Annotated in this window: 22 protein-coding genes; 9 read left to right on the top strand and 13 right to left on the bottom strand. The window is 72.0% G+C overall.

The genetic code is table 11. From position 1 onward, the window contains the following. The 5 genes from ACWDX9_RS39010 to ACWDX9_RS38990 form a co-directional block, all read right to left on the bottom strand. On the bottom strand, positions 1 to 732 hold a 732-nt coding region (locus ACWDX9_RS39010), incomplete at its 3' end, for an ABC transporter ATP-binding protein (protein WP_449963448.1). Beyond that, positions 729 to 1,547 carry an ABC transporter permease gene (locus ACWDX9_RS39005; protein WP_449963445.1) on the bottom strand — a complete coding sequence of 273 codons (819 nt, stop codon included), beginning with the start codon at positions 1,545 to 1,547 and terminating at the stop codon, positions 729 to 731. The genes ACWDX9_RS39010 and ACWDX9_RS39005, both read right to left, overlap by 4 nt. Beyond that, entirely contained in the window at positions 1,544 to 2,512 is a 969-nt protein-coding gene (locus tag ACWDX9_RS39000) for an ABC transporter permease (RefSeq protein WP_449963442.1), read from the bottom strand. Before ACWDX9_RS39000 ends, ACWDX9_RS39005 begins: the two co-directional genes overlap by 4 nt. A 2-nt stretch (positions 2,513 to 2,514) precedes the next feature. Continuing rightward, complete coding sequence (locus ACWDX9_RS38995; protein WP_449963439.1) at positions 2,515 to 4,137, bottom strand: ABC transporter substrate-binding protein; 1,623 nt, start codon at positions 4,135 to 4,137, stop codon at positions 2,515 to 2,517. A gap of 14 nt (positions 4,138 to 4,151) precedes the next feature. Further along, the gene (locus ACWDX9_RS38990; RefSeq protein ID WP_449963436.1) at positions 4,152 to 6,050 is read right to left on the bottom strand and encodes a primary-amine oxidase; all 1,899 of its coding nucleotides are present in this window, start codon (positions 6,048 to 6,050) and stop codon (positions 4,152 to 4,154) included. A gap of 428 nt (positions 6,051 to 6,478) precedes the next feature. Between ACWDX9_RS38990 and ACWDX9_RS38985 the strand changes: the two genes are divergently transcribed. Next, entirely contained in the window at positions 6,479 to 7,702 is a 1,224-nt protein-coding gene (locus tag ACWDX9_RS38985) for a LacI family DNA-binding transcriptional regulator (RefSeq protein WP_449963433.1), read from the top strand. On the opposite strand, the gene ACWDX9_RS38980 is transcribed toward ACWDX9_RS38985, so the two are convergent. Further along, positions 7,689 to 8,357 carry a lytic polysaccharide monooxygenase auxiliary activity family 9 protein gene (locus tag ACWDX9_RS38980; RefSeq protein WP_449963430.1) on the bottom strand — a complete coding sequence of 223 codons (669 nt, stop codon included), beginning with the start codon at positions 8,355 to 8,357 and terminating at the stop codon, positions 7,689 to 7,691. The two genes, ACWDX9_RS38985 and ACWDX9_RS38980, sit on opposite strands and share 14 nt — an antisense overlap. 279 nt (positions 8,358 to 8,636) lie before the next feature. Between ACWDX9_RS38980 and ACWDX9_RS38975 the strand changes: the two genes are divergently transcribed. Beyond that, positions 8,637 to 9,257, top strand: a complete 621-nt coding sequence (locus ACWDX9_RS38975) for a Uma2 family endonuclease (protein ID WP_350733915.1) — start codon at positions 8,637 to 8,639, stop codon at positions 9,255 to 9,257. On the opposite strand, the gene ACWDX9_RS38970 is transcribed toward ACWDX9_RS38975, so the two are convergent. From ACWDX9_RS38970 to ACWDX9_RS38955, 4 genes are all read right to left on the bottom strand, one after another. Continuing rightward, positions 9,254 to 10,267: a TauD/TfdA family dioxygenase gene (locus ACWDX9_RS38970; protein ID WP_449963428.1), complete on the bottom strand. Its 1,014-nt coding sequence runs from the start codon at positions 10,265 to 10,267 to the stop codon at positions 9,254 to 9,256. The genes ACWDX9_RS38975 and ACWDX9_RS38970 overlap by 4 nt on opposite strands. Before the next feature lie 97 nt (positions 10,268 to 10,364). Continuing rightward, positions 10,365 to 11,048, bottom strand: coding sequence for a response regulator (locus ACWDX9_RS38965; protein ID WP_449963425.1), 684 nt, complete (start codon positions 11,046 to 11,048; stop codon positions 10,365 to 10,367). Further along, complete coding sequence (locus ACWDX9_RS38960) at positions 11,045 to 12,184, bottom strand: hypothetical protein (RefSeq protein ID WP_449963423.1); 1,140 nt, start codon at positions 12,182 to 12,184, stop codon at positions 11,045 to 11,047. Before ACWDX9_RS38960 ends, ACWDX9_RS38965 begins: the two co-directional genes overlap by 4 nt. Continuing rightward, a complete protein-coding gene (locus ACWDX9_RS38955) occupies positions 12,181 to 13,290 on the bottom strand; it encodes a hypothetical protein (RefSeq protein ID WP_449963421.1) in 1,110 nt (369 codons plus the stop codon). The genes ACWDX9_RS38960 and ACWDX9_RS38955 overlap by 4 nt, the downstream gene beginning before the upstream one ends. 325 nt (positions 13,291 to 13,615) lie before the next feature. On the opposite strand from ACWDX9_RS38955, the gene ACWDX9_RS38950 reads away from it, so the two are divergent. The 3 genes from ACWDX9_RS38950 to ACWDX9_RS38940 all read left to right on the top strand — a co-directional run bounded on the left by ACWDX9_RS38950 (position 13,616) and on the right by ACWDX9_RS38940 (position 16,296). Continuing rightward, entirely contained in the window at positions 13,616 to 14,368 is a 753-nt protein-coding gene (locus ACWDX9_RS38950; protein ID WP_449963418.1) for a PP2C family protein-serine/threonine phosphatase, read from the top strand. A 61-nt stretch (positions 14,369 to 14,429) separates the two neighbouring features. Then, positions 14,430 to 14,897: a hypothetical protein gene (locus ACWDX9_RS38945; protein WP_449963416.1), complete on the top strand. Its 468-nt coding sequence runs from the start codon at positions 14,430 to 14,432 to the stop codon at positions 14,895 to 14,897. Between the two features lie 151 nt (positions 14,898 to 15,048). Continuing rightward, positions 15,049 to 16,296, top strand: a complete 1,248-nt coding sequence (locus tag ACWDX9_RS38940; RefSeq protein ID WP_449963413.1) for an endonuclease/exonuclease/phosphatase family protein — start codon at positions 15,049 to 15,051, stop codon at positions 16,294 to 16,296. Here the strand turns inward: ACWDX9_RS38940 and ACWDX9_RS38935 are convergent. Continuing rightward, on the bottom strand, positions 16,293 to 18,632 hold the full coding sequence (locus tag ACWDX9_RS38935; protein ID WP_449963411.1) for a glycoside hydrolase family 3 N-terminal domain-containing protein: 2,340 nt from the start codon (positions 18,630 to 18,632) through the stop codon (positions 16,293 to 16,295). The two genes, ACWDX9_RS38940 and ACWDX9_RS38935, sit on opposite strands and share 4 nt — an antisense overlap. A 333-nt stretch (positions 18,633 to 18,965) precedes the next feature. Here ACWDX9_RS38935 and ACWDX9_RS38930 point away from each other — a divergent pair, with 333 nt between their 5' ends. Beyond that, entirely contained in the window at positions 18,966 to 20,390 is a 1,425-nt protein-coding gene (locus tag ACWDX9_RS38930; RefSeq protein ID WP_449963408.1) for a vanadium-dependent haloperoxidase, read from the top strand. A 72-nt stretch (positions 20,391 to 20,462) separates the two neighbouring features. Here the strand turns inward: ACWDX9_RS38930 and ACWDX9_RS38925 are convergent, their stop codons facing one another. Further along, positions 20,463 to 20,651 carry a hypothetical protein gene (locus ACWDX9_RS38925; RefSeq protein ID WP_350733938.1) on the bottom strand — a complete coding sequence of 63 codons (189 nt, stop codon included), beginning with the start codon at positions 20,649 to 20,651 and terminating at the stop codon, positions 20,463 to 20,465. A gap of 451 nt (positions 20,652 to 21,102) precedes the next feature. Here ACWDX9_RS38925 and ACWDX9_RS38920 point away from each other — a divergent pair, with 451 nt between their 5' ends. The 3 genes from ACWDX9_RS38920 to ACWDX9_RS38910 are packed head-to-tail and all read left to right on the top strand — an operon-like array spanning position 21,103 to position 23,470. Then, a complete protein-coding gene (locus ACWDX9_RS38920; RefSeq protein ID WP_449963405.1) occupies positions 21,103 to 22,104 on the top strand; it encodes an ArsR/SmtB family transcription factor in 1,002 nt (333 codons plus the stop codon). 14 nt (positions 22,105 to 22,118) lie between these two features. Further along, positions 22,119 to 22,394: a hypothetical protein gene (locus tag ACWDX9_RS38915; protein ID WP_449963402.1), complete on the top strand. Its 276-nt coding sequence runs from the start codon at positions 22,119 to 22,121 to the stop codon at positions 22,392 to 22,394. Further along, a complete protein-coding gene (locus ACWDX9_RS38910; RefSeq protein WP_449963399.1) occupies positions 22,391 to 23,470 on the top strand; it encodes a transglycosylase SLT domain-containing protein in 1,080 nt (359 codons plus the stop codon). Before ACWDX9_RS38915 ends, ACWDX9_RS38910 begins: the two co-directional genes overlap by 4 nt. Here the strand turns inward: ACWDX9_RS38910 and ACWDX9_RS38905 are convergent. Next, positions 23,464 to 24,182, bottom strand: a 719-nt coding sequence (locus ACWDX9_RS38905) for a type VII secretion protein EccB (protein ID WP_449963396.1), incomplete at its 5' end; no start/stop codon positions are given. The two genes, ACWDX9_RS38910 and ACWDX9_RS38905, sit on opposite strands and share 7 nt — an antisense overlap.

Genomic DNA, 24,182 nt, shown 5'->3' with positions numbered 1-24,182 from the left:
GGGCGCCGACCCGGCCAGCGCCGCCGTGTAGGGGTGGGCGGGATGGCCCAGCACCTCGCGGGCGGGCCCGGTCTCGACGACCCGGCCGCCGTACATGACCGCGACCCGGTCGCACCTGCGGGCGACGGCGGGCAGGTCGTGGCTGAGCCACAGGATGCTCGTCCCGGCCGCGGCGGCCAGGGAGAAGACCACGTTCAGCACCTCCTCGCGCACCTGGCTGTCCAGCGCGGCGGTCGGCTCGTCCGCGACGAGCAGCTCGGGCTCGGTGGCCATGGCCATCGCGATGGCCACCCGCTGCGCCATGCCGCCGGAGAGCTGGTGCGGGTACGAGCGCACGACGCGGGGGTCGTCGAGCTTGACCCGCCCCAGGTGGAAGCCCACGTCGGCGCCGCGCCCGAGCACCAGGCGGAGCTGGTCGCCGACGCGCATGGTCGGGTCAAGTGAGGCGATCGGGTCCTGAAAGACGAACCCGAGACGTTTCCTGCGCAGGTGGCGCAGCCGGTCGGCGGGCAGGTCGAAGACCGGCTCCCCGGCCACCACGACCTCCCCCTCGCTCCGCCGGGCCGCCCTGGGCAGCAGCCGGCCGACGGCGGAGCCGAGCGTGGACTTGCCGGACCCGCTCTCGCCGACCAGGCCGACGCTCTCCCCCTGCGCCACCTCCAGGTCGGCGCCGTCCAGCGCCCTGGTCTCGGCGTAGTCGATCACCAGATTCCGCACCGTGAGCAGGCTCATGTCAAGGACCTCGTCTCCCGGGGTTCGAGCCGGTCGCGCAGCCCGTCGCCCACCACGTTGATCGCCAGGATCGCCGCCACGAGCACGACCCCCGGGCCGAGGATCAGCCAGGGCGCGGCGATCATGTAGGTGCCGCCCTGCTGGATCAGCACGCCGAGCGAGGCCTGCGGCGGCTGCACGCCGAACCCGAGGAAGCTCAGCCCGCCCTCGACCGCGATCCCGACCGACAGCGCGTACGTGCCCTGCACCGCGATCGTGCCCGCCACGTTGGGCAGCACGTGCCGCCCGAGCACGCGCGGCAGCCCGGCCCCGCTGATGACGGCCGAGGTGACGTAGTCGCGCTGCGACACGGCCACGGCGGCGGCCCGCACCAGCCGGGTCATCAGCGGGATCGTCACCAGCACGATGCTGGCCAGCGCCGCCGTCTGCCCGGGGCCGAGCACCGCGGCGACCAGGATCGCGAGCACGATGGCGGGGAAGGAGTAGAGCACCTCCACCAGGCGCATCACCAGCTCGTTCAGGTAGCCGCCGCGGTATCCGGCGATGATGCCGAACGTCGCGCTCAGCACCGCCGTCACCAGCACGGCGACCGACGACAGCAGCAGCGTCGTGCCCACGCCCTCCATGACGCGCGGCAGCACCGAGCGGCCCAGGTTGTCGGTGCCCAGCCACCAGCCGGGCCCCGGCGGCTGCAGGCGCGGGCCGACGATCGCGTCCGGGTCTCCCCCGGCCCCGACCAGCGAGCCCAGCGCGAACACCACCAGGACCGCCAGGCAGACGAGCCCGCCGATGGACAGCCGGTCCAGCTTCCTCATGAACGCCTCCCCGCCAGCACGCCCAGCCTCGGGTCAAGGACCCCGACGAGCACGTCGATCAGCACGTTCATCACGATGAACACCGCCGCCGCCAGCAGCACGCCCGCCTGCACGACCGCGTAGTCGCGGCGGCCGACGGCCTGCACGATGTAGGAGCCGACGCCCGGCAGGTTGAACACGTGCTCCACGATGAGCGCCCCGCCCAGCAGGTACGCGGTGATGGTGCCGAGCAGCGTCACCACCGGGGTGGCGGCGTTGCGCAGGATGTGGTGCCGGACGATGAACCACGGCGACTCGCCGCGCCCGACGGCGGCCGTGACGTACGGCTCGACCAGCACGCCGAGCACGGCGTCCCGGGTGGTCCTGGCGGTGACGGAGATGGCGAACACCGACAGGACGGCGGCTGGCAGCACCATCGTGGCCAGGTTCGCGGCCGGGTCCCGGGTGAACGGCACCCACGTGCCGACCTCCAGGCCGAGCGCGTACCGGGAGAAGACGAACACGACCAGGCTGCCCAGCACGAACTCCGGCACGCTGACGCCGAGCCCGCTGAGCAGCCGCCCCGCCGCGCCGCCGCCGCCCGGGCGGGAGCGCACGGCGGTGAGCACGCCCAGGGGCACCCCCGCCAGCGCGCTGGCGATCACGGCCAGCACGGTCAGCTCGCCGGTCACCGGCAGCCGGGCCAGGAGCTCCGCGCCGACCGGCTGGCGGCTGATCATCGAGATGCCGAAGTCGCCGCCCGCGACGGCGGCCAGCCAGTGCCCGTACTGCATGAACACCGGCTGGTCGAGCCCGTAGCGGGTGGCCAGCTCCGCCTTCTGCTCGGCCGTGGCGAACGGGCCCAGCACGGTCTCCGCGAAACCGCCGGGCATCAGGCGCACGGCCGTGAAGATCAGCACGGAGACGCCCAGGAGCGTGGCGGCCGAGCTGAGCGCCCGGCCGGACCACCACATCAGCAGGCGCATGGTTACTGGGTCTTCTTCACGCGGGCGTCGGCGATCAGGCGCAGCACGTTGCCGTACCCCTCGGTGGCGTACAGGCTGGGGCTGAGCGCGTCGGTCCGGAACGCGATCGTGGCCGGGCGGGTGACCAGCGGGATCATCTGCGCGTCGGTGTCGGCCTTGGCGCAGACGGCCGCCAGCGCCTTGTCGCGGGCGGCACCCGCGGGCTCCTTGCCGGCCGCGTCGATGAGGGTGTTCAGCTCCTCGTCCGGCTTCATGAAGCCGACGTTGAAGCCGGCCGTCTCCGGGTTCCACCACTTGGTGACCATGCCGGGGTCGGCGTAACCGGCGAACCAGGACAGCGCGGCGTCGAACTCGGCGGGCGCCTTGCCGTACACCTTGCCCGACCAGCTCGCCTCGTCCAGCTGCTCGATCTTCATGGTGATGCCGGCCTGCTGGAGGTTCTGCTGGATCACCTGGGCGACCGCCGGGGCGGGCTCGGTGGAGAAGATGCTGAGCGTGAACGTCAGGTTCTGGGCGCCCGCGTCGGCCAGCAGCTTCTTCGCCTCGTCCACGCTCTTGGACGCCGACGGCAGCGCGGCCGGGTCGCACGCGCCCGGCAGGCCCGCCGGGGTGACGGCCGTCGGCTTGCCCTTGCCGCCGAGCGCCACGTCGGCGATCTGCTTCGGGTCGAGCGCGATGGCGACGGCCTGGCGCACCCTCGGGTCGGCGAACTTGGAGCCGGCCGCCTGGGTGTTGAGCATGAGGTAGTAGAAGTCCGTGGTGGCCTGGGTGACGACCTGGACGTTCTTCGCCCCGGCCAGCATGGTCGCCGAGTCGACGTTGCCCAGTGTGGCCAGGGCGGCGCTGCCGTTCTGCAGGGCGGCGATGCGCGCGGCCTCCTCGGGGGCGATCGTCACGTTGACGGCGTCGGCGGTCGGCTTGCCCTTGGCCCAGTACTTGTCGTTGCGCTTGAAGGTCCACGACACGTCCTGGCGGTGGTTCTCCACCACGTACGGGCCGGTGCCGAGCAGCGTCTTGGCCGGGTCGACCGACTTGTCGTCGATCTCCTTCATGGGCAGGACGGCGGCGGGGATGTTGGCGAGGGCGGCCAGGAACGGCGTGTACGGCTCGCTCAGGGTGACCTTGATCGCGCGGTCGCCGTCCTTGGCGACCGACTTGACCGGGCCGAGCTGGCCGCGCCAGACCGACTTGGAGGCCAGCAGCCGCTTCAGGCTGCCCACCACGTCGTCGGCCGTCATCTCGCGGCCGTTGGAGAAGGTGACGCCGTCGCGCAGGTGGAAGACGTACGTCTTGGGGTCGGGGGTGTCCCACTTCTCGGCCAGCATGGGCTGCACGCTGAAGTCGGGGCCCACCGTGACCAGCGTCTCGTAGGACAGCGAGAGCAGCTGCCAGGTGGTGGCGACGTCGGCGAGCTGCGGGTCGTACCCGGTGGCGGCGCCGCTGTCGATGTGCACGGCCAGGTTGAGCGTGCCACCGACGGGGAGGGATTGGTCGGCTGTGGCGAGGTAACCGGTCGGATTGGGCTGGTCGGGGGCTGTGGCGGGGGTGGTGGTCGTTCCGGTGGCGGCGCAGGCCGAGGCCAGCAGGGCTGCCATGACACCGCAGGCCAGGCGTATGGGACGCATGGGCCTCTTCTCCTCTAGTGGCAGGAACGTTCGGCGGCGCTCGGCGGGACGTCGAGCGTGGGGTTGCGGTCGAAGAACCCGACCGGCTTGAGTACGAAGCCGCACGTGTCGACCGGCATGATCGGCCAGTCCTCCGTGCGGGGGAAATGCGTCAGGCCGAACGTGTGCCACAGCACGATGTCCTGCCCGTCGATGTCGCGGTCGGCCCTGGTGTAGGTGGGCAGGCCCGCGCCGCCGGGATGCTGGTTGACCAGGTCACCGGCAGGGTAGCGCTCTGCGGGATGGTACCGCGTCACCCACAGATGCCTGGTCGCGAACTCGGCCCGCCTGCTGATCGACGACTCCGGGTGCGCGAGCAGGGCCGGCTTGCCCTCGGGGTACAGGGCGTAGCCGACCGGTCGGCCGAGGCGGTTGCGTACGTCGGGGTTGACGACATGCCAGGTGCGCTCCCTGGCGAGGTCGGCGTCGCGCCGCGCCTCCCCCTCGGTGCGCAGCCGCTTCACGGCGCGGCCGAAGGCGTTGCCGTACGGGCTCTCGACCGCGACCGCCTCCACCTCGTCGACCGCGTTCGCCAGGCCGTCCACCGTCATGTCCAGCCTGGCGCTGAACAGATGCTGGTGGTACGGCGCCGCCAGCCCCGGCGCGACCTCCGAGCTGTAGGGCGCGGCGCGGTCGTCGTAGGCGCCGGTGAAGACGATGCCGGTGGCCTTGACCTCCAGCTCGATGGTGCCGTCGAGGTAGAGGTACCAGTAGAAGCCGTAGTCGTAGTTGCCCACCGTGACGAAGAACGAGATCACCAGGCGCCGCTGCCTGCGGGTCTCCCTGGAGCCGTTGGCCGGATCGGTGTGCTTCCACAGCACGCCGTAGTCCTCTTCGTGCATGCAGATCGCGTTCGCGATCACCTTGGGCACGCCGGCGCCGTCCGTCACGACGGCGTCGAAGTACGTGATCTCGCCGAGGCAGTCGCAGCCGAGCTCCAGGGAGTTGGCCAGCTTGCCGAGCTGGTACTCGCCGGTGTCGAAGTAGTTCTGCCAGAACCGGATCGGGCTCGGGTCGCCGTACGGGACCAGCATCTCCGCCACCGACGCCCGGTAGACGATCGGCCTGACGCGGCCGTCGTCCTCGAAGCCGATCTGGTGGAGGGTGAGCCCTTCGCGCATGTCGTAGCCGAGGCGCAGGCTCCACTTCTCCCAGGTGACCAGGGGGCCGTCGACCGTGAAGCTGGGGCCGTCCGGCTGGGTGATGTGGATGGGCTTCTGCGTGGTCCGGTGCGGGCCCAGGTGGTAGTCGCCGGGCTCGGCGGGGATCGGCTGGGGGCCGGTGTCCACGATCTCCATGACCTCGCCCTTGACCAGGTCCACGTACGCGACCAGGCCGTCCACCGGGTGGGCCCACGGGAGACTCTCGGGGGTGGGCATCAGGTGCGCCAGCACCCTCGCCACCCGCCGGCCCTTCTCCTTGGGGAGGCCGAAGTTGCCCGCGCTCAGCGCGGCCAGGTAGACGCCCGCCGGGTCCTCGATCCCCCGGCGCCGCAGCGCCTCGGCCCAGGCCGGGTCCTCCCGCAGCACCCGCCTGACCAGGGCGTGCTCCTCGTCCAGCATGGGCACCTGGCCGTCGGTGACCGGGTCGATGGGCCTGCGCTCCTCGACCGTGGCCGTGGTGATCGACACGATCACGTCCTCGGCCGTCTCGGTGGCCAGGTCCAGGAGGAACGCGCGGGCCCGGCGTCCGGCGGGGGCGCCCGGCTCGTACGCCAGGACCTCGCCCTTCGGGGGCTCTTCGAGGCCGAGGTAGGACACCCGCACCGTGTCGGTCAGCAGGCCCTCCTGCATCAGGATCCGCCTGACCTCGTCGATCTCCCGCGCGGCGAGGGGGTCGAGAGGGTGGGGGTGCTTCCCGGTGGTCAGGTGCAACGTTCCGCCCCTTTCTGATGCCGGAACGTTCCGGCAAGGTTTCGGCTAACTTAGTTGCGACCCCCGGACGGAGACAAGACCCAAGCGCCACCCGAAACAGACCGTTTACCGAAGCCCCCACTGCTCACGCGGACCCACTCCCACCCATACGTCGCGCCACCGACAAGGGAGAACACCGGACGGCCCGGCGCCCGTGAGACGCGCACACCGTCGGTGGGCCCCGCCACACGCGAAACGCCACGACCACCGCCGGACGCCCCGCCGCACGCGAAACGCCAAGACCGCCGGACGGACCCACCACACGCCGCAACGCCGAGACCGCCGGAGGGCCCCGCTGCGTGCGAGACACGGAGACCGTCGGGCGGTCCGGTGGGGGCGCGGCGGCTCGCTCGGCGGAAGTGGGCGATCTGGGCCGCTAGCATCGGGGCGTGCGAGCAGACGAGGGGCGCGAGCGGGCAGGCGTGCGCACGGAGGAGCCGGTCACGATCCTCACCGTCGCCAGGGAGGCGGGGGTGTCGAAGACGACGGCCTCCGACGCGCTGCGCGGCTCCGGGCGGGTCTCCGAGCGCACCCGGCAGGCGGTCGCGCAGGTCGCCGAGCGGCTCGGCTACGTGCCCAACGGCTCGGCCAGGCACCTGCGCAAGGCCAGCACCGGCACCATCGGCCTGCACGTTCCCGAGGTCCTGACCCGTTCCTCCTACTACATGTCGTTCGTGTTCGGCGTGGTGGAGCAGGCGGCGCGGCACGACTACGACGTCACGCTGATCACGTCCGGCCAGCGCCGCTCACGGCCGCCGCGCGTGGACGGCCTCGTGCTCGGGGACCCGCTGGGAGGCGACCCCGTGGTGGAGAGCCTGATGGCGACGGGCCTGCCGACGGTCTCGTGCGAACGCTTCCCCGGCTCCCGGCAGGCGGACGGTGTGGTGTGGTCGGAACACGCCTCGATGCTGGGCCGCCTCCTCGACCACCTGCGCGAGTCGGGCGCCTCACGGCCGGCGCTCATCGTGGCCGGGGACGAGAGCGACTGGGCGGCCAGCGTGCACCGGGGCTACCTGGGGTGGTGCGCGGCGCACGGGGTGGTGCCGCTGGTGCGGCGGGTGTCCTTCGACGCCTCGGGCGACGAGGTCCGCGCCGCCGCCCGCGCCCTCCTCGACCCCTCCGGGGGCTCCGGCCGAGGCGCCGACCCAGGGGCCGAGCAGGACGACGATCGCTCCACCGGCCGAGGGTCTGAGCAGAACGACGACCGTCCAACCGGCCGTGGGGCCGAGCGGGGTGAAGGCCGGTCCATCAGCCGGGACGCCGGTCAGGGGCCGGGTGAGGCGGCGGCGGCCTCGGGGTGGGGTGGGGATGGGCCTCTGGATGCGCTGGTGTGTGCGCCGGCCGGGGCGGCGACCGAGGTGGCGCCGCTGCTGCGGGAGGCAGGCGCGAACGTGCTGCTCGCCTCGTGCGTCGACAGCGCCGCCACCCGCCAGTCCGATCCGCCGATCACCGCGATCGACCTGCGTCCGAAGGAGGCGGGGGCGAGCTGCGCGGAGTTGCTGTTCGAGCTGCTGTCCGGGGCCGCGCCCCTGGGTACGGAGCGCGTACACCCGATAGAGCTCTCCTTCCGCGCCTCGACCCGCCCCCGCCTCCAGGGGATCAGCCGAAGTTGACGTCGCTGCAGAAGTAGAACGACTGGTCCATGTGCGAGGCCTGCCAGATCGTGTAGATCACGTGACGGCCGGTGCGCGAGCCCTTGCTGATGCCGTTGATCATGTACACGTCACCGGGCGCGTACTTGGGGGTCGTGCGGACCAGCTCCAGGTTGTTCCACCCCAGGGGCGTGGTGAGAGCGTTGTAGCCCTGGCGGGTGATGTAGACCTTGATGTAGTCCGCACCGTGCCTGGCCTGGTCGTTCAGGCGGATGTTGAAGGTGCTGCCGGTGATGTTCGCCATCGTCCACGCTCCCGGCTTGTCCATGGAGCGGTAGCGGCCGCCTTCGGTCAGGCCGGCGCTGCACAGCTGGCCGTTGGGGATGACCGCCTCATGGTTGCCGGCGACCCCGTTGCGGTAGAGGCCGTTCCAGTTCCACATGGCGTTGGTGTTGTCCTGCCACGCCTGCCAGCACATGGGGTCCTGCTGCTGCATGGCGGGATTCTGGAAGTCGTTGCCCCAGCGCAGCCAGCAGCCGTAGTTGCGGGAGGCGGGGTCGACGACCGAGCCGTGTGCCGAGGCGGACTCGGCCAGGGGGACGGCGAAGATCATCGCCGTTGTCAGCAGCACCGCGAGGGCGCGCCGCGCCCAGCGGTGGGGTCCGGCTTGGGGCATTGTGCGATCTCCGTGTTCCGGTCGGGGGGGATTCCGGGAAGGGGAGCGCTCCGCGAGGCGACCGTATCTGACCCCGCAAGTACACACAAATGACGGGCCATGTCAGCTCATGGTCATCACTCCGCACCTCCAGGTCGGCGTGCCGGATGAGCAGCGGAAAGGGCTTTCCCGCCAGCCCGGCAGATTGACTGAAACTTTCAGTTATGTCCGATCCGGAGGGGATGTATCAATATGTGATCGACCCAGAACTTAAAGTGATGAGAAGGGGGGAAGTAGCATGTGAGCGAGGGCAAGGTTCCCGATACTTGGTGGGTGACCGCAATGGCGACGATCGAACCGACCACGAGGCGCGAGATTGTCCTTCCTGCGCCGCCGTACACGGTCGACGACCTGCTCGAGTTCCCCGACGACGGGAACCGCTACGAGCTCTTCAACGGGAGCCTACTGGTGAGCCCTGCCCCCTCTAAGCTGCACCAACTTGCTATCACCCAACTACTGCTCATCCTCGCCGGTGCAGCGCCGCCTGAGCTGAAGGTCCTCTCGACAGTCAATCTCCGGATTAGCGACAAGGACTCCTACATCCCTGACCTTGTCGTCGTGCCCAAAGACTCGATACACACCGACCCTCTCATGTTCTCGCCCGAAGAGATCCTGCTCGCGGCGGAGGTGGCCAGCCCGAGCACCAAGACGAAGGACATGATCCTCAAGACGCATCAGTATGCGGCGGCGGGCATCCCCAGCTATTGGCGGATCGAGACAGATGAAGGACCCACACTCTACGTCCACGAACTCAACGGCAATAGCTATGACCCGCCAGCTGACTACAAGGCCGGTACCGTCGTAAGCCTGACGACGCCGTTCCCGGTTAGTTTCGACCCTGCCGAACTGGTAGGCGACTAACGGCGCCCACCTGGAGCGGTGGTGAGCCAGAGGCGGAGTAAGTGGCGGCGGCGGGACGGCTCGGGGTGGTCCTCGTAGGCGGTGCGGCTGTGCAGGGTCACGTGGTTGTTGAGGAACTGCAGGTCGCCCGGCCGGAAATCCATGGTGAGCGTGAAGCGGGGGTCGTTGGTCAGGTCGTCGAGGAGGGCCATGGCCTTCTCCTGCGCCCGGGTGAAAGGCGGCACGGTGGCGCCGCGCTGGGCAGAGCGTAGGTAGTCGGGGCCGTACGCGATGGACACCCCGCCTCCGGGACGAGCCGCGCAGATCGGCTTGGTGTAGAAGCTGTCGGGGCCGTCGCCGGTGCGGCGGTCGTGCCACCACGGCTCGTAGAGGACCTCGGCCAGGTCAGGCCGGGTGCGCACGACCTCGTTGTGCACCGCCACGGAGCTGACGACGGCGCTGAGGCCGCCGGATTTCGCCGGGCGGACGCAGAGCAGGGCCACGACGTCGGTCGGGTCGCTGTGGTAGCCGAGCCGGCCGCTGTGCTGGTAGCTCTTGGTCCGCGCATGGGACGGGTCGGCGCCCGTGTCGCGTACGTGCATCAGCGGCGCCCCCTCCGGGGGCTGCGGGACGATGCCGCCCACGTGGGAGGCGAGTCCGAGGGCGGCCGTCTCGCACTGGCGCTCGCTCAGCCCCTCGACGGGCACCCCCTGGATCAGCGCGACCCCGCGACCGTGTGTGAGCTCGTCGCGCACCCGGCGCAGGACGGGGCCGAGCGTCGGCAGCCGGAAGCTCTCTCGCGACACCTCGCTCCCCGCCGCGTGCACCTCCCGCCGGTGCGCCTCCGTGACCTCGCTACCCGCCGCGAGCACGTCCTGCCGATGCGCCGCCGTGACCTCGCTCCCCGCCGCGTGCACGGCGGCGAGCACCTCCCGCCGGTGCGCCTCCGTGAGCCGGATCCGCCAGCTGTCGTCGCCTCTCAGCTCCGACCCCAGCCACTCCCCCGGGCCCAGCACCTCCACCACCGCCATGGCGTGACACCACCTCTCGATCGGCAGGCCGTTCGAGAATCACCTTGCCCTTCCGGATCGGCCCAGGCAGCCCCGCATCGCCCACGGCATAACGTCTTCACCCAGGGCGGAACTCCTCGGACGGCGTCGCCTGGGCGGCCAGTGAGGTGTAGACGGTCACCTCGTCCGGCTGGACCAGCCCGTCCTGGATGGCGCAGATGAGGAGTTTCTCCTTGGTCGGCGCGGGGCGGCCGGCGGCGGCGTACTTGACCCTGGCGCGGTCGATGTACTGGCGCACCGTGCGCTCCTTGATGCCCATCCTGGCCGCCACCGACGCCTTCGACATCGACTGGAACCAGTACAGCAGCGCCGCCCGCTCCTTGTCGGACAGCTGCGGCCGGTGCGGGCCCTCGTCCGTGGCGATCGCCTGGGCCATGGGCGGCGTGACGGACGGCCGGTCGGCCGCCACCTCCAGGATGGTCTCCAGGCAGGACTCCCGGGTGGCCCGGCCCTTGCCGATGAACGCCGACGCCCCCGCGTCCAGCACCGCACGCACCGTCTCCGGCTCCTCGTGCTCGGAGAAGACGATGACCCGCTGGCCGCCCGCGCACAGCTCGGCGACCCGGTCCACGACCATGGTGCCGTTGAGGTTGAGATCCAGCAGGAGCACGTCGGCCTGCACACCCCGTACGGATTCGACGGTCGGCCCCTGTACGACCAGCTCCACCGGGCTCGGCGGCCCGAACCACGACCTCACGCCGTCCACCACCACCTGATGGTCCTCCACCAGGGCGACCGTCACGCGTCCCGCCGCTCCGCCGGCGGGCCCTCCCAGATGCTGTTGACCCATACCTCCCCTCCCTGCCGCTGATAGGTGACGACGACCCCGCTCGGCTCCCGTACCGGGGTGGCGCTGACGGGCAGGTCGTCGTTGTCGGCCACGACGGCCACGCTCACCATTGTGGACATCGCGGACACCGTGACCCTGGCCCGCGTCCTCGCCCCGTCCAGCGCCCGCACGGGTGCTCTGAGCAGATCCTCCCGTACGCCGTCCGGCAGCGCGGGCATGCGCTCCCCGAACGGCGGCGCCGTCACCAGCACCTGGCGCCGCTCGGCTGCGTCGATGCGCTCGCGCAGCACCGAAACCAGCTCGTCCGGTACGTCCTCCCGCTCCGTGATGAGCCGCCGCAGCCGCATGGCCCCGGCCGTGCAGTCGTCGCGTACGCGGGGATCCCCCGGGTCGGCCCCGTCGGCGAGCTGTTCGAGCAGCGTCTCCGCCACGTCACGGATCGCGGCGTAGCGGCGGATCCGGTCGGCGTGGATGCGCTGCGCGGACTCGCGCCAGGCGTCGTCGGCGGCCAGCCGGCGGGCCAGCAGCGCGGCGTCCTCGGCGCGGACGCGCAGCGTGTGGCAGCCCGCCGCGTAGCCGAGCTGGAGCGTGATGCTCCCCACCATGACCATGAGGTATTTGGCGATGGAGACCCGGTCGTCGGTCCCCGTCACGATCATCGCCGTCAGCATGATCCCGGCGTTGAGGGCGAGGAAGGCGATCAGCTCGCGCCGCCAGGCCGGCCGGTTCCACAGGAGCAGGACGCCGACCCAGCCCACCGAGCCCCAGCCCCAGTCGCTGGGGCCGAGCAGGTCCTCGGGGCGGCAGGCCACGATCACCGCGATGTCCGCGGCCAGCACGACGGCGGCCAGCGCGCGGGCCCTGGCCGGCCCCTCGAACGCCGTGACCAGCGATCGCGCCGCGATCACGACCACCGCCGTGTAGGCGATCCAGGCCACCGCCACCAGCCACGGCCAGCGGAAGGCCGGCCAGCCCGAGACGGTGACGGTGAGGTCGTAGCCGGTGTGCCAGACCGCGGTGATCACGACCGCGCCGATCGCGGTGTAGCGGGCGTACCGCTGCGCCACCTCTTCGATGTCATCGGTCATGGCCGCCACCACAGGCTCACCCGGGTGCCCTGGTCGCCGGACCGGATGTCGGCGCCCGCGTTCGGGAGCGAGCGCATGGTGTCGAGGATCGACCCGCGCACGCCGAACCGGTCGGACGGCACCCGTTCCACGTCGAAGCCGCCTCCCGCGTCCGCGACCTCCACCCTGATCTCTCCGTCGGACCGGCTGGAGACCAGCTCGGCCTCGCGCACCCCGGCGTGCAGCGCCACGTTCGCCAGCGCCTCGGTGACCGCGCGGGCGAACCGCTCCGCGACCTCCCCCGGCACCGTCTCGGGCGTCAGCCGCCTGCGGACGTCCAGCCCTGTCACCCGCCCGGCCACCTCGTCGAGCAGGGCGTCCAGGGCGATGGGCGCGAACTCGGCGCTCGGCCGGTCGCGCAGCTTCTCCAGCGCCGCCAGGTCGGCCACCGCCTGCCGGCGCAGGGTGGGCGAGGGCTCGTCGTACGTGCCCAGCCCGACCATCGTCAGCGTGTGCAGCGACGTCTCGTGGACGCTGCCGACCTGGCGCAGCTCGTCCTCGCGGCGCAGCCGCTCGACGATGAGCGCGATCTCGGCGCGCGCGCTCTCCCGCAGGAACGCGTCCGCCGAGGCGGCGGAGCGGCGCAGCAGCGTCATCAGCAGCGCGATGCAGAGGATCTGCACGAGGTGGATCCCCAGCGTCCCGGCCACCTCCTGGTACGGGGCCGCCAGCCGCATCCCGGCCAGGTACGCCCCCGCCACGACGAGCCCGACGGACACGGCCACCCACGGCCGCCACGTGACCCCCGATACGACGATGGTCATCGTGACCAGCCCCGCGATCCAGCTCGACCCGCCCTCGAGCGCGGCCCCGCCGACGAGGTGGCCCTGCGCGAGGCAGAGCGCGACGGTGATGACCGCGTCACCTGCCACCAGCCAGGCCGGAAGCCGCCGGCCGCGCCAGGCCACCCACAGGAACAGCCCTGTCCACACCAGGTCGACCGCGAGCGCGGGCGCCAGCCAGGCGACGGACACCGGTGGAACGGCGCCGAGGGTCGCGGCGACGATCGCCACGAACCCCACCACGCCCCGTGCCCCCGCACCGGTGCGCGCGATGGTCCGCTCCATGTGCCTGGTCGCGGAGTCGTATCTCGTGGAACCGGGGAGAGACATGAGCCGCCCGCTCGCGATGACAGCACAAGACGGGCTTCACAATAACGTAAGAGCGTCTGTGTGGCGCCGGGTGGAGACATGGATCGCATCGTCATTTCCCTCGTGCCGGCTCTGCTCGCGGTGTTGACCGCCTCTCCGCACCCTCGCTCCCCGCGCGTCCCGCGGCACGACGGCTGATCGGCCGTCATTCGCTACGACGGCCGATCAGCCGTCAGTCGCGTCCGCTCGGCAGCGCGTGTACTGGGCTGCGGGTCGCGACGATGCGACGAGAGGGGACCTCATGACCTTGCTGGTGATCTCGATCCTGGTCGGCTGCCTGTCGGTGATGACGGCCCGCGGCCGCCGGGGGAACTGGCCGCCCGGCATGCCGGTGGCCCGGCCGCGCCTGGTGGCGGTGGGGGGCACGTACGAGGGCTCGCGCGGGCGGCCGTCGGACGCGTACGTCATCCAGGAGCGGCTGGTCGCGGCGGCCCGCGGCGCGGCCGGTGGCGGGGCGGCCCACATGGCCGCGGCCCTGGCCCTGGGCGCCGTGGTCGGCGCCAGGCCGAAGTACCAGGAGAACCTGGACGAGTGCGCGCAGGCGGCGCACCGCGCCGTGCGGACCGCGTCCCTGCGCGGCGGCACGGGGTCCGCCCTGGTCACCAGCCTGGACGTGATCGTCCTCGAACCGGGCGAAAGCCCGCGCCTGCGCTTCGCGCACGTCGGCGACGGCGCGATCTGGCACTGCCCGAAGGGCGGGCGACCGCAGCAGCTCACCACGTCGCACTCCTTCGGCGACGGCCCGCCGTTACGCGGGATCGGCTTACCGTCGGAGCTCAACCCCGAGGTCGGCGCCGTTCCGCTCCGTCCTGGCGACCGCGTCGTGGTCGTCACGAGCGGCGCGATCAGGGCGCTCGGGACGGCACGTATGAAGGAGCTGGTCACCGGGGGGTTGTCGCCGGGCGCGTGCCTGGACCGGCTGTACGACGAGATGGCCGCGGCCGACCCCAAGGACGACGCCACGGTGATCATCGCCGACTACGCCACCGCCTGAGACGCCCGCGCGGCCCGGGATCCGGCTAGGCAGAGGTCCCGGAGGCTTCTACGCTCGGGTTGTGGCGGACATCAGCTACTTCGACGCGTGGCAGCTGTGGCTCCAGGGCAGGCCCACCATCGGCTCCGACCTGTTCGGCGTCCCGATGCTGTGGTGGGGACGCACAGGAAAGATCCTCTCGTTCGTCGCCGGCACCGTGGTCATCATCGACCTGGTCGGGGTGGAGAAGCTCGCCCGGTACGGTGAACGCCTGGTGGGGTTCATGGCCGCCCGGATCACCGTGCGCCCGTTCGTCGTCGGCATTTTCGCAGGGATGATCGCGGCGGCGTTCACGGTCGTCGTCACCGGGCCGATGGGCAATGACTCCCAGCTGCGGTACGGGCTCGTGCTGGCGGTCGGCAGCGTGAGCGGCGGGCTGGCGGGCGTCATCGGCTACGCGCTTCAGCATCCCAAGTTCGCTCCGGCGGCGCGGTGGGCGTCCCTGGGGCTGTTCCTGATCGGCTTCCACTTCGACCTGCTGGCCTCATAGCCGCGCTCATGGGCCGATGATCCTGGTCGGAAGCGCCGGTCTCGCGTCCGTCCAGCCGGAGGCGGTCAGGGCGGTCCACGAGGTCAGTGCGTGTTCGTCCCGTTCCTCCGCGGCCGGGTGGCCGAGCAGGACCGCCTAAATCGAGGCCGACGTGCGCGATCCGCGCGGCGTCCTGGAGCACCCCCGGCGTGCTGGCCACGCTCGACTTCACCCGGCCGGGTTGGTCAAGGCGTTCGCCGCCGCGCTGCCGCCGGGCAGCCACCTCGTGCTGAGCCGTCTGACGCTGGACCTCGTGCCCAAGGAGACCGCCGACGCCGAACCTGAGAGCGAGCTGTGGACCCGGCGCGAGCCACCCCAAGGCGGTTTAAGGTTCAAGCAGCGGAACGACGCGCGGACGGGACGGCGGAGTGTGAGCACAACGGTGGAGACCGGGCGGGCCACGGCGGGCGGCTCCCCTGCTCCCGGGAAGCGGCGCAGGCGGTGGCTCGCGTGGACGGTCGTCGCGCTGCTGGCCCTGTGGGCCGTCATCAGGGTCGCCGGCATGGAGGGCGGCTCGTTCGTGACCCAGCTCATGACCGTGACCCCCATCGGGGCCGGGCTGGCGGCGCTGACCGCGATCCTGTCCCTGCTCAGGCGCAACCGCCCGGCTGGGCTCGCCGCGGCGCTCGTCTGCGCGGTGCTGGTGTCGGTCGTGACGCCGCGGGCCTTCAGTGCCGAGCAGCCGCCCGCGAAGGGCGCGCCGCTGCGGGTGCTGTCGGTCAACCTGTTCGGCCGCGGTGACGCGCAGACCGTCGTCGACCTGGTACGCAGGTTCGACGTCGAGGTGTTCAGCGCCCTGGAGCTCACCCCGGCCGAGGTCGAGCGCCTGGACGCGGCCGGGCTGAAGCAGCTCCTGCCCTACCGGGTGCTGCAGGCCGACTTCGGCGCCACCGGGAGCGGCATCTTCTCCAAGCACCCGGTGACGGAGCTGACCGGCCTGTTCACCCCGATCGGCCACAACATGCCCGCCGCCACCGTGGCGCTGCCCGGCGGCGGCAAGGTCGAGTTCGTGGCCATCCACCCCAATCCGCCGCTCGGGCGCATGGAGGCGGAGTGGAAGGCCTCCCTGCGCGCGCTGCCCCCGGCCTCGCCGTCGGCGATCCGGGTGCTGGCGGGCGACTTCAACGCCAGCCTCGACCACCGCGCCTTCCGCGACCTGCTCGACCGCGGTTATGTGGACGCGGCCGACCAGGTGGGCAAGGGCCTGATCCCGACCTGGCCGAACGGCCGGGCCGTGCCGCCCGTCATCTCCATCGACCACGTCCTGGCCGACCGGCGGGTGGCCGTGAACCGGGTCGAGATCGTGGACGTGCCCAGGACCGACCACCGCGGCGTCTTCGCCGAGCTGCGCCTGCCCTAACCGGCCCGGCGGTCCGGCGTCTCGTGGGTGGTGAGCCGCCGCTTCGAGCCGAGCACGACGGTCTCGCCGGTGAGCCGGACGGCGGCCCGCAGCGGCAGGTCCTCCGCGGAGGGCCCGGCGGACAGCACGATCGTCCCCGGCTCGACGATGCGCCGCAGGTCGGGACCGGTGTACGAGAACGCGTCCGCGGGCACGCCGAACGCCACCGCCCGCTCCTCCCCCGGCTCCAGCGCCACCCTGGCGAACCCGATGAGCTGCACGACGGGCCTGGCGACCTGCGCGACGGGGTCGGAGGCGTAGAGCTGCACGACCTCCTCCGCCGGCCTGGCGCCGGTGTTGCGCACCTTCACCAGGGCCTCGACCGAGCCGTCGGTGGGGCACTCGGCCCCGTCCGTCGTCATGGCCACGTACTCGACGGCCGAGTACGACAGGCCGTGCCCGAACGCGTACGCCGGCGTGGGGTCCAGCACCGTGATGCCCTCCATCCTCCTTCCCAGGGGCGGCTGGAGGTAGGTGGACGGGCTGATCGGCGGCGTGCCGGGGATCTGCACCGGCAGCCGTCCCGACGGGTTGACCCGCCCGCTCAGCACGCCCGCCACCGCGGCCGCGCCCTCCACACCCGGGAAGAACGCCTGAACCAGCGCGGCCACCCGGTCCTTGTAGGCGCCGAGCGCGTACGGCCGGCCGGAGACCACGACGAGCACGGTCGGCGTGCCGGTCGCGAGGACCGCCTCGACCAGGTCGGGCTGGAGTCCGGGAAGCCGCAGGTCGGCCACGTCGCAGCCCTCGCCCGACGTGCCGCCGCCGAACAGCCCGGCCCGGTCGCCGACGAACACGAGCGCGAGATCCGCCTCGGCCGCGACCTCGGCGGCCCCGGGGATCCCCGACGCGTCGTCGCCCGACACCTCGGCGCCGAGGCAGTGGCGCACCTCGGCGTAGGGGAACTCCAGCGCGAGGCTCTCCCTGATGGACGGGATGGGCAGGCCCATGCCGTGCTCCGGGTAGCGGTCGAGCACGTGGTTGGGGAAGGCGTAGCAGCCCATGAGGGTACGCGGGTCGTCGGCGCACGGCCCGATGACGGCGAGCCGGGCGGTCGTGCCGGGGCCGATCGGCAGCAGGCCGTCGGGGTTGCCCAGGAGCACGATGGAACGTTCCGCGATCTCGGCGGCTATCCCGCGGTTGCGCGGGCTGTCCAGATCGACGTCGTCCGCGCCGTCCGGGACGAGCGGGCCGCCGTCCAGCAGGCCGAGCTCGATCTTCTGGCGCAGGACCCGGCGTACCGACTCGTCGACCAGCGCCTCCTCGACGTGGCCCGCGCGGACCTTCGCGACCAGGTGCGCGCCGTACGACACCGTCTCGGGCAGCTCCACGTCGACGCCCGCCCGCAGCGCGACCTCCCCGGCCGCGGCGTCGTCCGCGGCCACCCGGTGCGTGGAGGCGAGGAACGGCACGGACCAGTAGTCCGACACCACGGTCCCGTCGAACCCCAGCTCCTCCCGCAGCAGCCGCCGCAGCAGGTCCGCGCTGGCCCCGACCGGCACGCCGTCGAGGTCGGTGTAGGAGCACATCACCGAACGCGCGCCGCCCTCGTGCAGCGCGACCTCGAACGGCGGGAGGATCACGTCGGCGAGCTCGCGCGGCCCGATGCTGACGGGGGCATGGTTGCGGGCCGCCCGCGAGGCCCCGTACCCGGCGAAGTGCTTCAGGGTGGCGATGATCCCGGCGCCTTCGAGCCCGCGCACGTAGGCCGCGCCGATCCGGCCCACCAGGTACGGGTCCTCGCCCAGGGACTCCTCCACCCGCCCCCAGCGGTAGTCGCGTACGACGTCGAGCACCGGAGACAGGCCCTGGTGCACGCCCGCGGCCCGCAGGTCGGCGCCGATGGCCGCGGCCATGCGCTCGACGAGCTCCGGGTCGAACGTGGCCGCCCAGGCCAGCGGGGTCGGGTACGCGGTCGCCCCGAACGTCGCGAACCCGGTCAGGCACTCCTCGTGGGCGATGGCCGGGATGCCGAGCCGGTTCGACGTGACCACGAGTTCCTGGAGTTTGCGCAGCCGGGCCGCGCCCTCGGCGGCGGACAGCGGGGCGGTGCCGTACACGCGGGTGAGGTGTCCGAGCCCGTGGGCCAGCTGCTCGTCCAGCCCTTCGGCCTTGTCGAAGCGGTCCTGCATGGGCGCCACGTTGCCGTGCTCGGGCCCGTTCTGCAGCCAGACGGAGCCGAGCTGCGCGACCTTCTCCTCCAGCGTCATCTCCGCGAGGAGGGACTCGACCCGTTCGCCGACCGTCCGCGCGCTGTCCCGCCAGGGCGCCAGGCCCGGCGCGTTCACTGATGTCATGGCCTTCCTTCTGAAACCTTCGAAAGCTCATTCCGATCATTGAATTCGGACTCTAGGTGCCCACCGCAAAAGCCGTCAAGAATATTTCGATGGCTCGCCGAAACTTTCGGACTGCGGCGTTATCAAGGAAAATTGCGAGAAAACCGGCCACGCTCCCGCGCAGGCACACTGGCCAGGTCAGCACCCCACAACGCGCCTGGAAAAGATCGAGCGGGGGTCACCGTAACGGCAGGCGACTGTCACCGGAAGGCTAGCTCGAAAATGTGTTCGAGCGTGGAATCGTCGTCATGCCCCGGGACAACCCCCGGGGCCGCCGACAGCGAGGGGAATGCCTTGCCCGTTCTGAGATCCTTACGCGTGGCCGCGCTCGCACTGGTGAGCGCCGCCGCGCTCGTCCTACCCGCCCTACCCGCCCAGGCCACCGGTCCCGACGTGGTCGTCCGGTGGAACCAGACGCTGCTCACCGCGGTGCGCACCGGCACGCTGGGGCCGCCGCTCGTGGCCAGGGCGCTGGCGATCGTGCACACCTGCGCCTACGACGCGTGGGCCGCCTACGACGCGGTCGCCGTCGGCACCCGGCTGGGCGGCTCGCTGCGGCGGCCCGCGGCGGAGCGCACCGATGCGAACAAGGCCAAGGCCGTCAGCTTCGCCGCCCACCTGGCGGCGGTGGACCTCTATCCGGCGCAGCGGGCCACGTTCGACGCGCTGATGACCGACCTGGGCTACGACCCGGCCGACACGTCGGGCGTCCCGGCGCAGACCGGCGTCACCGCGTGCCAGGCGGTGCTCGACTACCGCCACACCGACGGCTCCAACCAGCTCGGCGGCTACGCCGACACCACCGGCTACGCGCCCGTCAACGCCCCCGTGGTGGTGGCCGACCCGCTGACCACGCTCAACGATCCCGGCCGGTGGGCGCCGCTGACGTTCGTCAACCGGGCCGGGGCGACGGTCACGCCGCCGTTCCTCGCGCCGCACTGGGGCCAGGTGGCCTCCTTCAGCGGCACCGCCCGCGGCCTCGCCGACGCCGTGCCCCCGCCGTACGCCTACGGCTCGACGGGCTTCCGCACGCAGGCCGCCGAGATCGTGTCCATCACGGCCGCGCTGACCGACCGGCAGAAGTCGATCGCCGAATACTGGGCCGACGGCCCCAACAGCGAGACGCCGCCGGGCCACTGGAGCCTGTTCGCGCAGCAGATCTCGGCGCGCGACCACTACGGCCTCGACCAGGACGTGAAGCTGTTCTTCGCGCTGGCCAACTCGGTCATGGACGCCGGGATCGCCTCGTGGGAGGTCAAGCGCGACCACGACTCGGGCCGACCGATCACCGCGATCCGGTTCCTGTACAAGGGACAGCAGATCCCGACGTGGGGCGGCCGGACGATCGACGGGGCCACGTGGGTGCCGTTCCAGGTGCCGACGTTCCCGACGCCGCCATTCGCCGAGTACGTCTCGGGGCACAGCACGTTCAGCGGGGCGGCGGCCGAGGTGCTCAAGCGCTTCACCGGCGGCGACGCGTTCGGCGGGCAGGCCGTGGTGGCGAAGGGCTCGTCGCTGGTGGAGCCCGGGGTGACGCCGGCGCAGGACGTGACGTTGCGCTGGGCCACGTTCACCGACGCGGCCGACGAGGCCGGGATGTCGCGCCGGTACGGCGGCATCCACTTCCGCCTGGGTGACCTGCAGGGCCGCGCCCTCGGCCGGGCGGTCGGCACGGCGGCCTGGGACCGCGCCAAGGCGTACTGGACCGGCCGCGGCTGACATCCGCCCCGACGCCATAGAGGCGCCCGCTCCACTGCGCTGAGAGCGGGCGCCTCTTCGTGCGGCGTGGCGTCAGGCCACGTTCTCCTGGGCCAACCGGTTGAGCGTCTCGAGGTCGAACGAGCCCGCCTTGACCGCCGTGGTGAACGACTCCCAGTCGCGGCGCGGTACTTCCAACACCGCGTCCGGGTTGTCGACGTGAATGAGCTCCACGTGGTCGTTGATCCGCTTGGCCTCGACGCGGCCGGCGACTTGACTCATACGCACTCCTTCCAGTGCCCTGCGGGGATTCCACCCCGGCCACCCGTTCGCAGGAGGACCGGGGCGGATGCGGGAAGCCTTGCATCCCGAGGGGTGACCCGGCCACTGGGCCTGGGACGAGGGAGGTTGGAAAAACCCACTCACAGGAGGCGATCTCTTGACCCGGGACGCAAGATTGCCGACCCTCGCGGCGCACGAGTGGCCAGTGATGGACAAGTGTCTGTTAGAGCCTTTTAAGTGAGAAGTTAGTGGAGGGGCGTAAGTTCTCGATAAATCACAGCACAGCACCACAAAGAGGACACATCATGAACGTGACCCCAGAGCGGCGGACGCGCGTCCCGGAAAGCCGGAGCGTTCGCATCACGTAGAAGTTGATCATCCCGCTTACGGACGTTTCGAGCATTCTCGAAGCATTCCTCCGGAGATGTCTTCCCTGTCTACAGTCCTACCTGTGGGGGCCCAAGTAACACGCACCAAGGTGTGGAGCGAGCTGCGCGTGAGCTCCACTCCTCAGCTCTATATCTCCGTCTCGCCCAACCTGACCGTCCTCGCCATGATCGCCGACGCCCTCGCCGGCCGCCGCCGCGGCCTGCCCGAGCTCTGGCGGCGGGCGATCAGCTCGCGCGTCGGCCCGCTGGGCCACGAGGCCGTACGCCCGCTGGCCGCACCCGGCCACTCCGTCGCGCCGGACATCCTGGTGCCGCACACGCCCATCGGCCAGGACGTCTCCATGCAGGCCCAGATCAGCGCCCTGCACGACACGCCCCCTGACCACCTGATCAGGGACCTCGAGCAGGCGTTCGGCCCGGGGCCGCTGCCCGCGCACTGGCGGGCGGCGGCCGAGCGGCCGGCCCGCTGGCTGCTCGGCTACGCCGGCGCCCTGGCCGACGTCTGGAACACCACCGAGCCCCTGTGGAAGCGCGGCCGCCCGCTGCTGGACAGGGAGATCGAACGGGTCGGCGTCGCCACCGTGCGCGGCGGCCCCGAACTGCTGCTCGGCGCGCTCAGCGACCGCCTCGTGTACGGCGAGCACGGCCTGCTCGTCCCGGACCTCGAACCCGGCACGTTCGAGCTGGGCGACCGCAAGATCGTCCTGGTGCCGATGCTGGCCGGGAAGGACGCCCTGATCCTCAGCATGGACAGCCCGGAGGCGGTGTGGATCGCCTACCCCGTGCGCGGGGCGGACTCGTTGTGGCGCAAGCCCCTCGCGCCGGCGGTGGACGAGCTGTCGGCGCTCGTGGGGCCGGTCCGCGCGGACCTGCTGTGCGCGCTCGACCAGCCCATGACCATGTCGATGCTGGCCACCGACATGAAGATCGCGCCCAGCGGCCTCACGTACCACTGTGACCGGCTGCGGGCCGGGCGGCTGATCACGCGCGAGCGTCGCGGGCGCGAGGTGTGGATCACCCGAACCCATCGGGCGGACGAACTGCTGGAGCTGTTCCGGCGTTGACGGGAAGGAGCGGGATGCTCAAGTTCCAGCGCGACGCGCTGGCCACGTGCGCCGAGGCCGCCGGTGCGGCGGCCGGCGCGTTCTCGGGGATCAAGGGCCAGGCGCCGGGCGCGGCGGCGTTCGGGGAGGTGTCCGGATCCGCGGCCATGGCTACGGCGGCGGCCGACCTGGCCCGGGTCTCCGAGCTGGCGGCGAGGACCCTGGGCGGCCGGCTGGAGGCGGTCGAGCGCACGCTCGACGCCGTCCGGAGCACGGTCATCGAGGCCGATGGCGGCGCGGTTCGAGCATGAGCCCGCTCGACGAGGTCAGAGCCGCGCCGGGTGGCGCGGAGCTGGCCGAGCTGGCCGCCAAGGTGATCGGCGACCCGGGCGGGATCGCCGCGTCGGCGAACGCCTGGCGCACCGCCGCCGGCACCGGCCAGCGGCACACCGAAGCGGTCCGCACCGCGACCGCCGGCGTGGGCGGCGCGTGGCAGGGTGGCAGCGCGGAGGCGTTCACCGGCTACATGGGCCAGGTGGTGCGCTGCGGCGACGGGCTGCGGCAGGCGCTGCAGGAGTGCGCGGGCCACCTCGACGCCGCCGCGAGCACCCTGCGCTCGGCCGAGTCGCGGGCGCTGGAGACCTGCCACGCCTACGCAGCCGCCGCGCAGGAGGTGCGGGGCCGCGAGCCGCGGCCCACCGAGGAGCAGGTCACCCAGAGCCTGAAACCCGCGCTCGACCGGGCCCGTGGCACGCTGCAGCAGCTCGTCGCCGACACCGGCACGGTCCTGTCCGACACGGCGGGAAAGATCCAGAAGGCGCTCGGCACGATCCCGGACGTCGCCGCCGAGCTGGGCGAGCCGGACGCGCAACCCTTCGCCCCCCGCGCGGGCAAGCCGCTCGGCTGGTCGCCCGCGCAACAGGGCCCGGGCACGACCGCGCTGGCCGCGACCACGGGCTCGTCGCGCGCCGGGTTCGGCGGGTACGGCACCAGCGGCCCGCCCCCGCCCGGCGGCGGACCCGCCCCTCCAGCAGAGATCGCCGGCTGGATCAGCCAGGCCATCGAGATCCTCAAGGCCAACGGCTACCCGGTCGAGAAGATGAACGTCAACGACATCTACACGATCATCCGGCACGAGTCCGGCGGCAATCCGAACAGCATCAACACCTGGGACTCCAACGCGGCCAGAGGCACGCCGTCCAAGGGGCTGATGCAGACGATCGACCCCACCTTCCAGCGGTGGAAGCTGCCGGGGCACGACAACGTCTGGAACCCGGTGGACAACATCATCGCGGGCGTCCGGTACGCCATCGAGCGCTACGGCTCGGTCTCGAACGTGCCCGGCGTGGTCGGGATGAAGACCGGCGGCGGCTACCGCGGCTACTGACCCGCGGCCTGCTGCCCCCTCCCTTCGAGCAGGGGCTTGGCGGCCCTGGCCGGATCGAGCACCGGCCCTTCGGGGATGAGCTGGAGCACGTTGGCGGGCACCGGGGTGGCCTGGCCGGGGGCGTAGCCGAGCTTGGCCAGCACGTCGGTGCCGGGCACGGCGTAGCGGCGGCCCTCGGCGGTGACCAGGTAGTAGGACTGGACCGCGTTCAGCTGCCCGTCGCCGGGCAGGACGCCGGCCAGCACCGCCCTGCCCGGCGGCAGGCGTACCAGGTCGGTGGCGTCGCCGCGCGGCTCGGGCAGCTTGGCGCCGGTGGTGAGCCGGACGCGGGTGGATCCGGTGCCCGTGTCGGCGTAGACGACGCAGATGGCACTGGCCGGGTCGTAGGCGGTCATGCGCGGCATGACCGCGGGCAGGCCGTCGGCGGGGACGGCGGTTCGCGAGTGGGGGGCGGCGTTGGCGGAGGCCGCGTCGACGGTGATCTCCCTGACCGCGCCGCCGCCGTAGGCCGCCCTGCTGTCGGGGTCGCTCAGCAGCAGCGTGGCCTGGGTCTGCGTGATGGGGGCCAGTCCGTCGTCCAGCAGCACGTACCAGCGGTCCTCGCCGCCGGCCTCGAGGGTGGCCAGCGCCTCGGCGACCCCCTCCGCTTTCAGGGCGTCGGCGCGCGCGCGCATCACGGTGATGACGAGCGCGGTGCCGAGGGCCCCCGAGA

This window comes from Nonomuraea sp. NPDC003201 (genome assembly GCF_053590415.1).
The sequence above is the reverse complement of the archived record's forward strand: the minus strand, read 5'-3'. Positions and strand labels throughout refer to the sequence as shown.

Excerpts from the sequence above, each read along its gene's own strand:
- ACWDX9_RS38925 (WP_350733938.1), bottom strand. The coding sequence starts at position 20,651 with ATGAGTCAAGTCGCCGGCCGCGTCGAGGCCAAGCGGATCAACGACCAC.
- ACWDX9_RS38995 (WP_449963439.1), bottom strand. The coding sequence starts at position 4,137 with ATGCGTCCCATACGCCTGGCCTGCGGTGTCATGGCAGCCCTGCTGGCC.
- ACWDX9_RS38955 (WP_449963421.1), bottom strand. The coding sequence starts at position 13,290 with ATGGAGCGGACCATCGCGCGCACCGGTGCGGGGGCACGGGGCGTGGTG.
- ACWDX9_RS38960 (WP_449963423.1), bottom strand. The coding sequence starts at position 12,184 with ATGACCGATGACATCGAAGAGGTGGCGCAGCGGTACGCCCGCTACACC.
- ACWDX9_RS38970 (WP_449963428.1), bottom strand. The coding sequence starts at position 10,267 with ATGGCGGTGGTGGAGGTGCTGGGCCCGGGGGAGTGGCTGGGGTCGGAG.
- ACWDX9_RS38910 (WP_449963399.1), top strand. The coding sequence starts at position 22,391 with ATGAGCCCGCTCGACGAGGTCAGAGCCGCGCCGGGTGGCGCGGAGCTG.
- ACWDX9_RS38915 (WP_449963402.1), top strand. The coding sequence starts at position 22,119 with ATGCTCAAGTTCCAGCGCGACGCGCTGGCCACGTGCGCCGAGGCCGCC.
- ACWDX9_RS38950 (WP_449963418.1), top strand. The coding sequence starts at position 13,616 with ATGACCTTGCTGGTGATCTCGATCCTGGTCGGCTGCCTGTCGGTGATG.
- ACWDX9_RS38935 (WP_449963411.1), bottom strand. The coding sequence starts at position 18,632 with ATGACATCAGTGAACGCGCCGGGCCTGGCGCCCTGGCGGGACAGCGCG.
- ACWDX9_RS39005 (WP_449963445.1), bottom strand. The coding sequence starts at position 1,547 with ATGAGGAAGCTGGACCGGCTGTCCATCGGCGGGCTCGTCTGCCTGGCG.
- ACWDX9_RS38980 (WP_449963430.1), bottom strand. The coding sequence starts at position 8,357 with ATGCCCCAAGCCGGACCCCACCGCTGGGCGCGGCGCGCCCTCGCGGTG.
- ACWDX9_RS39000 (WP_449963442.1), bottom strand. The coding sequence starts at position 2,512 with ATGCGCCTGCTGATGTGGTGGTCCGGCCGGGCGCTCAGCTCGGCCGCC.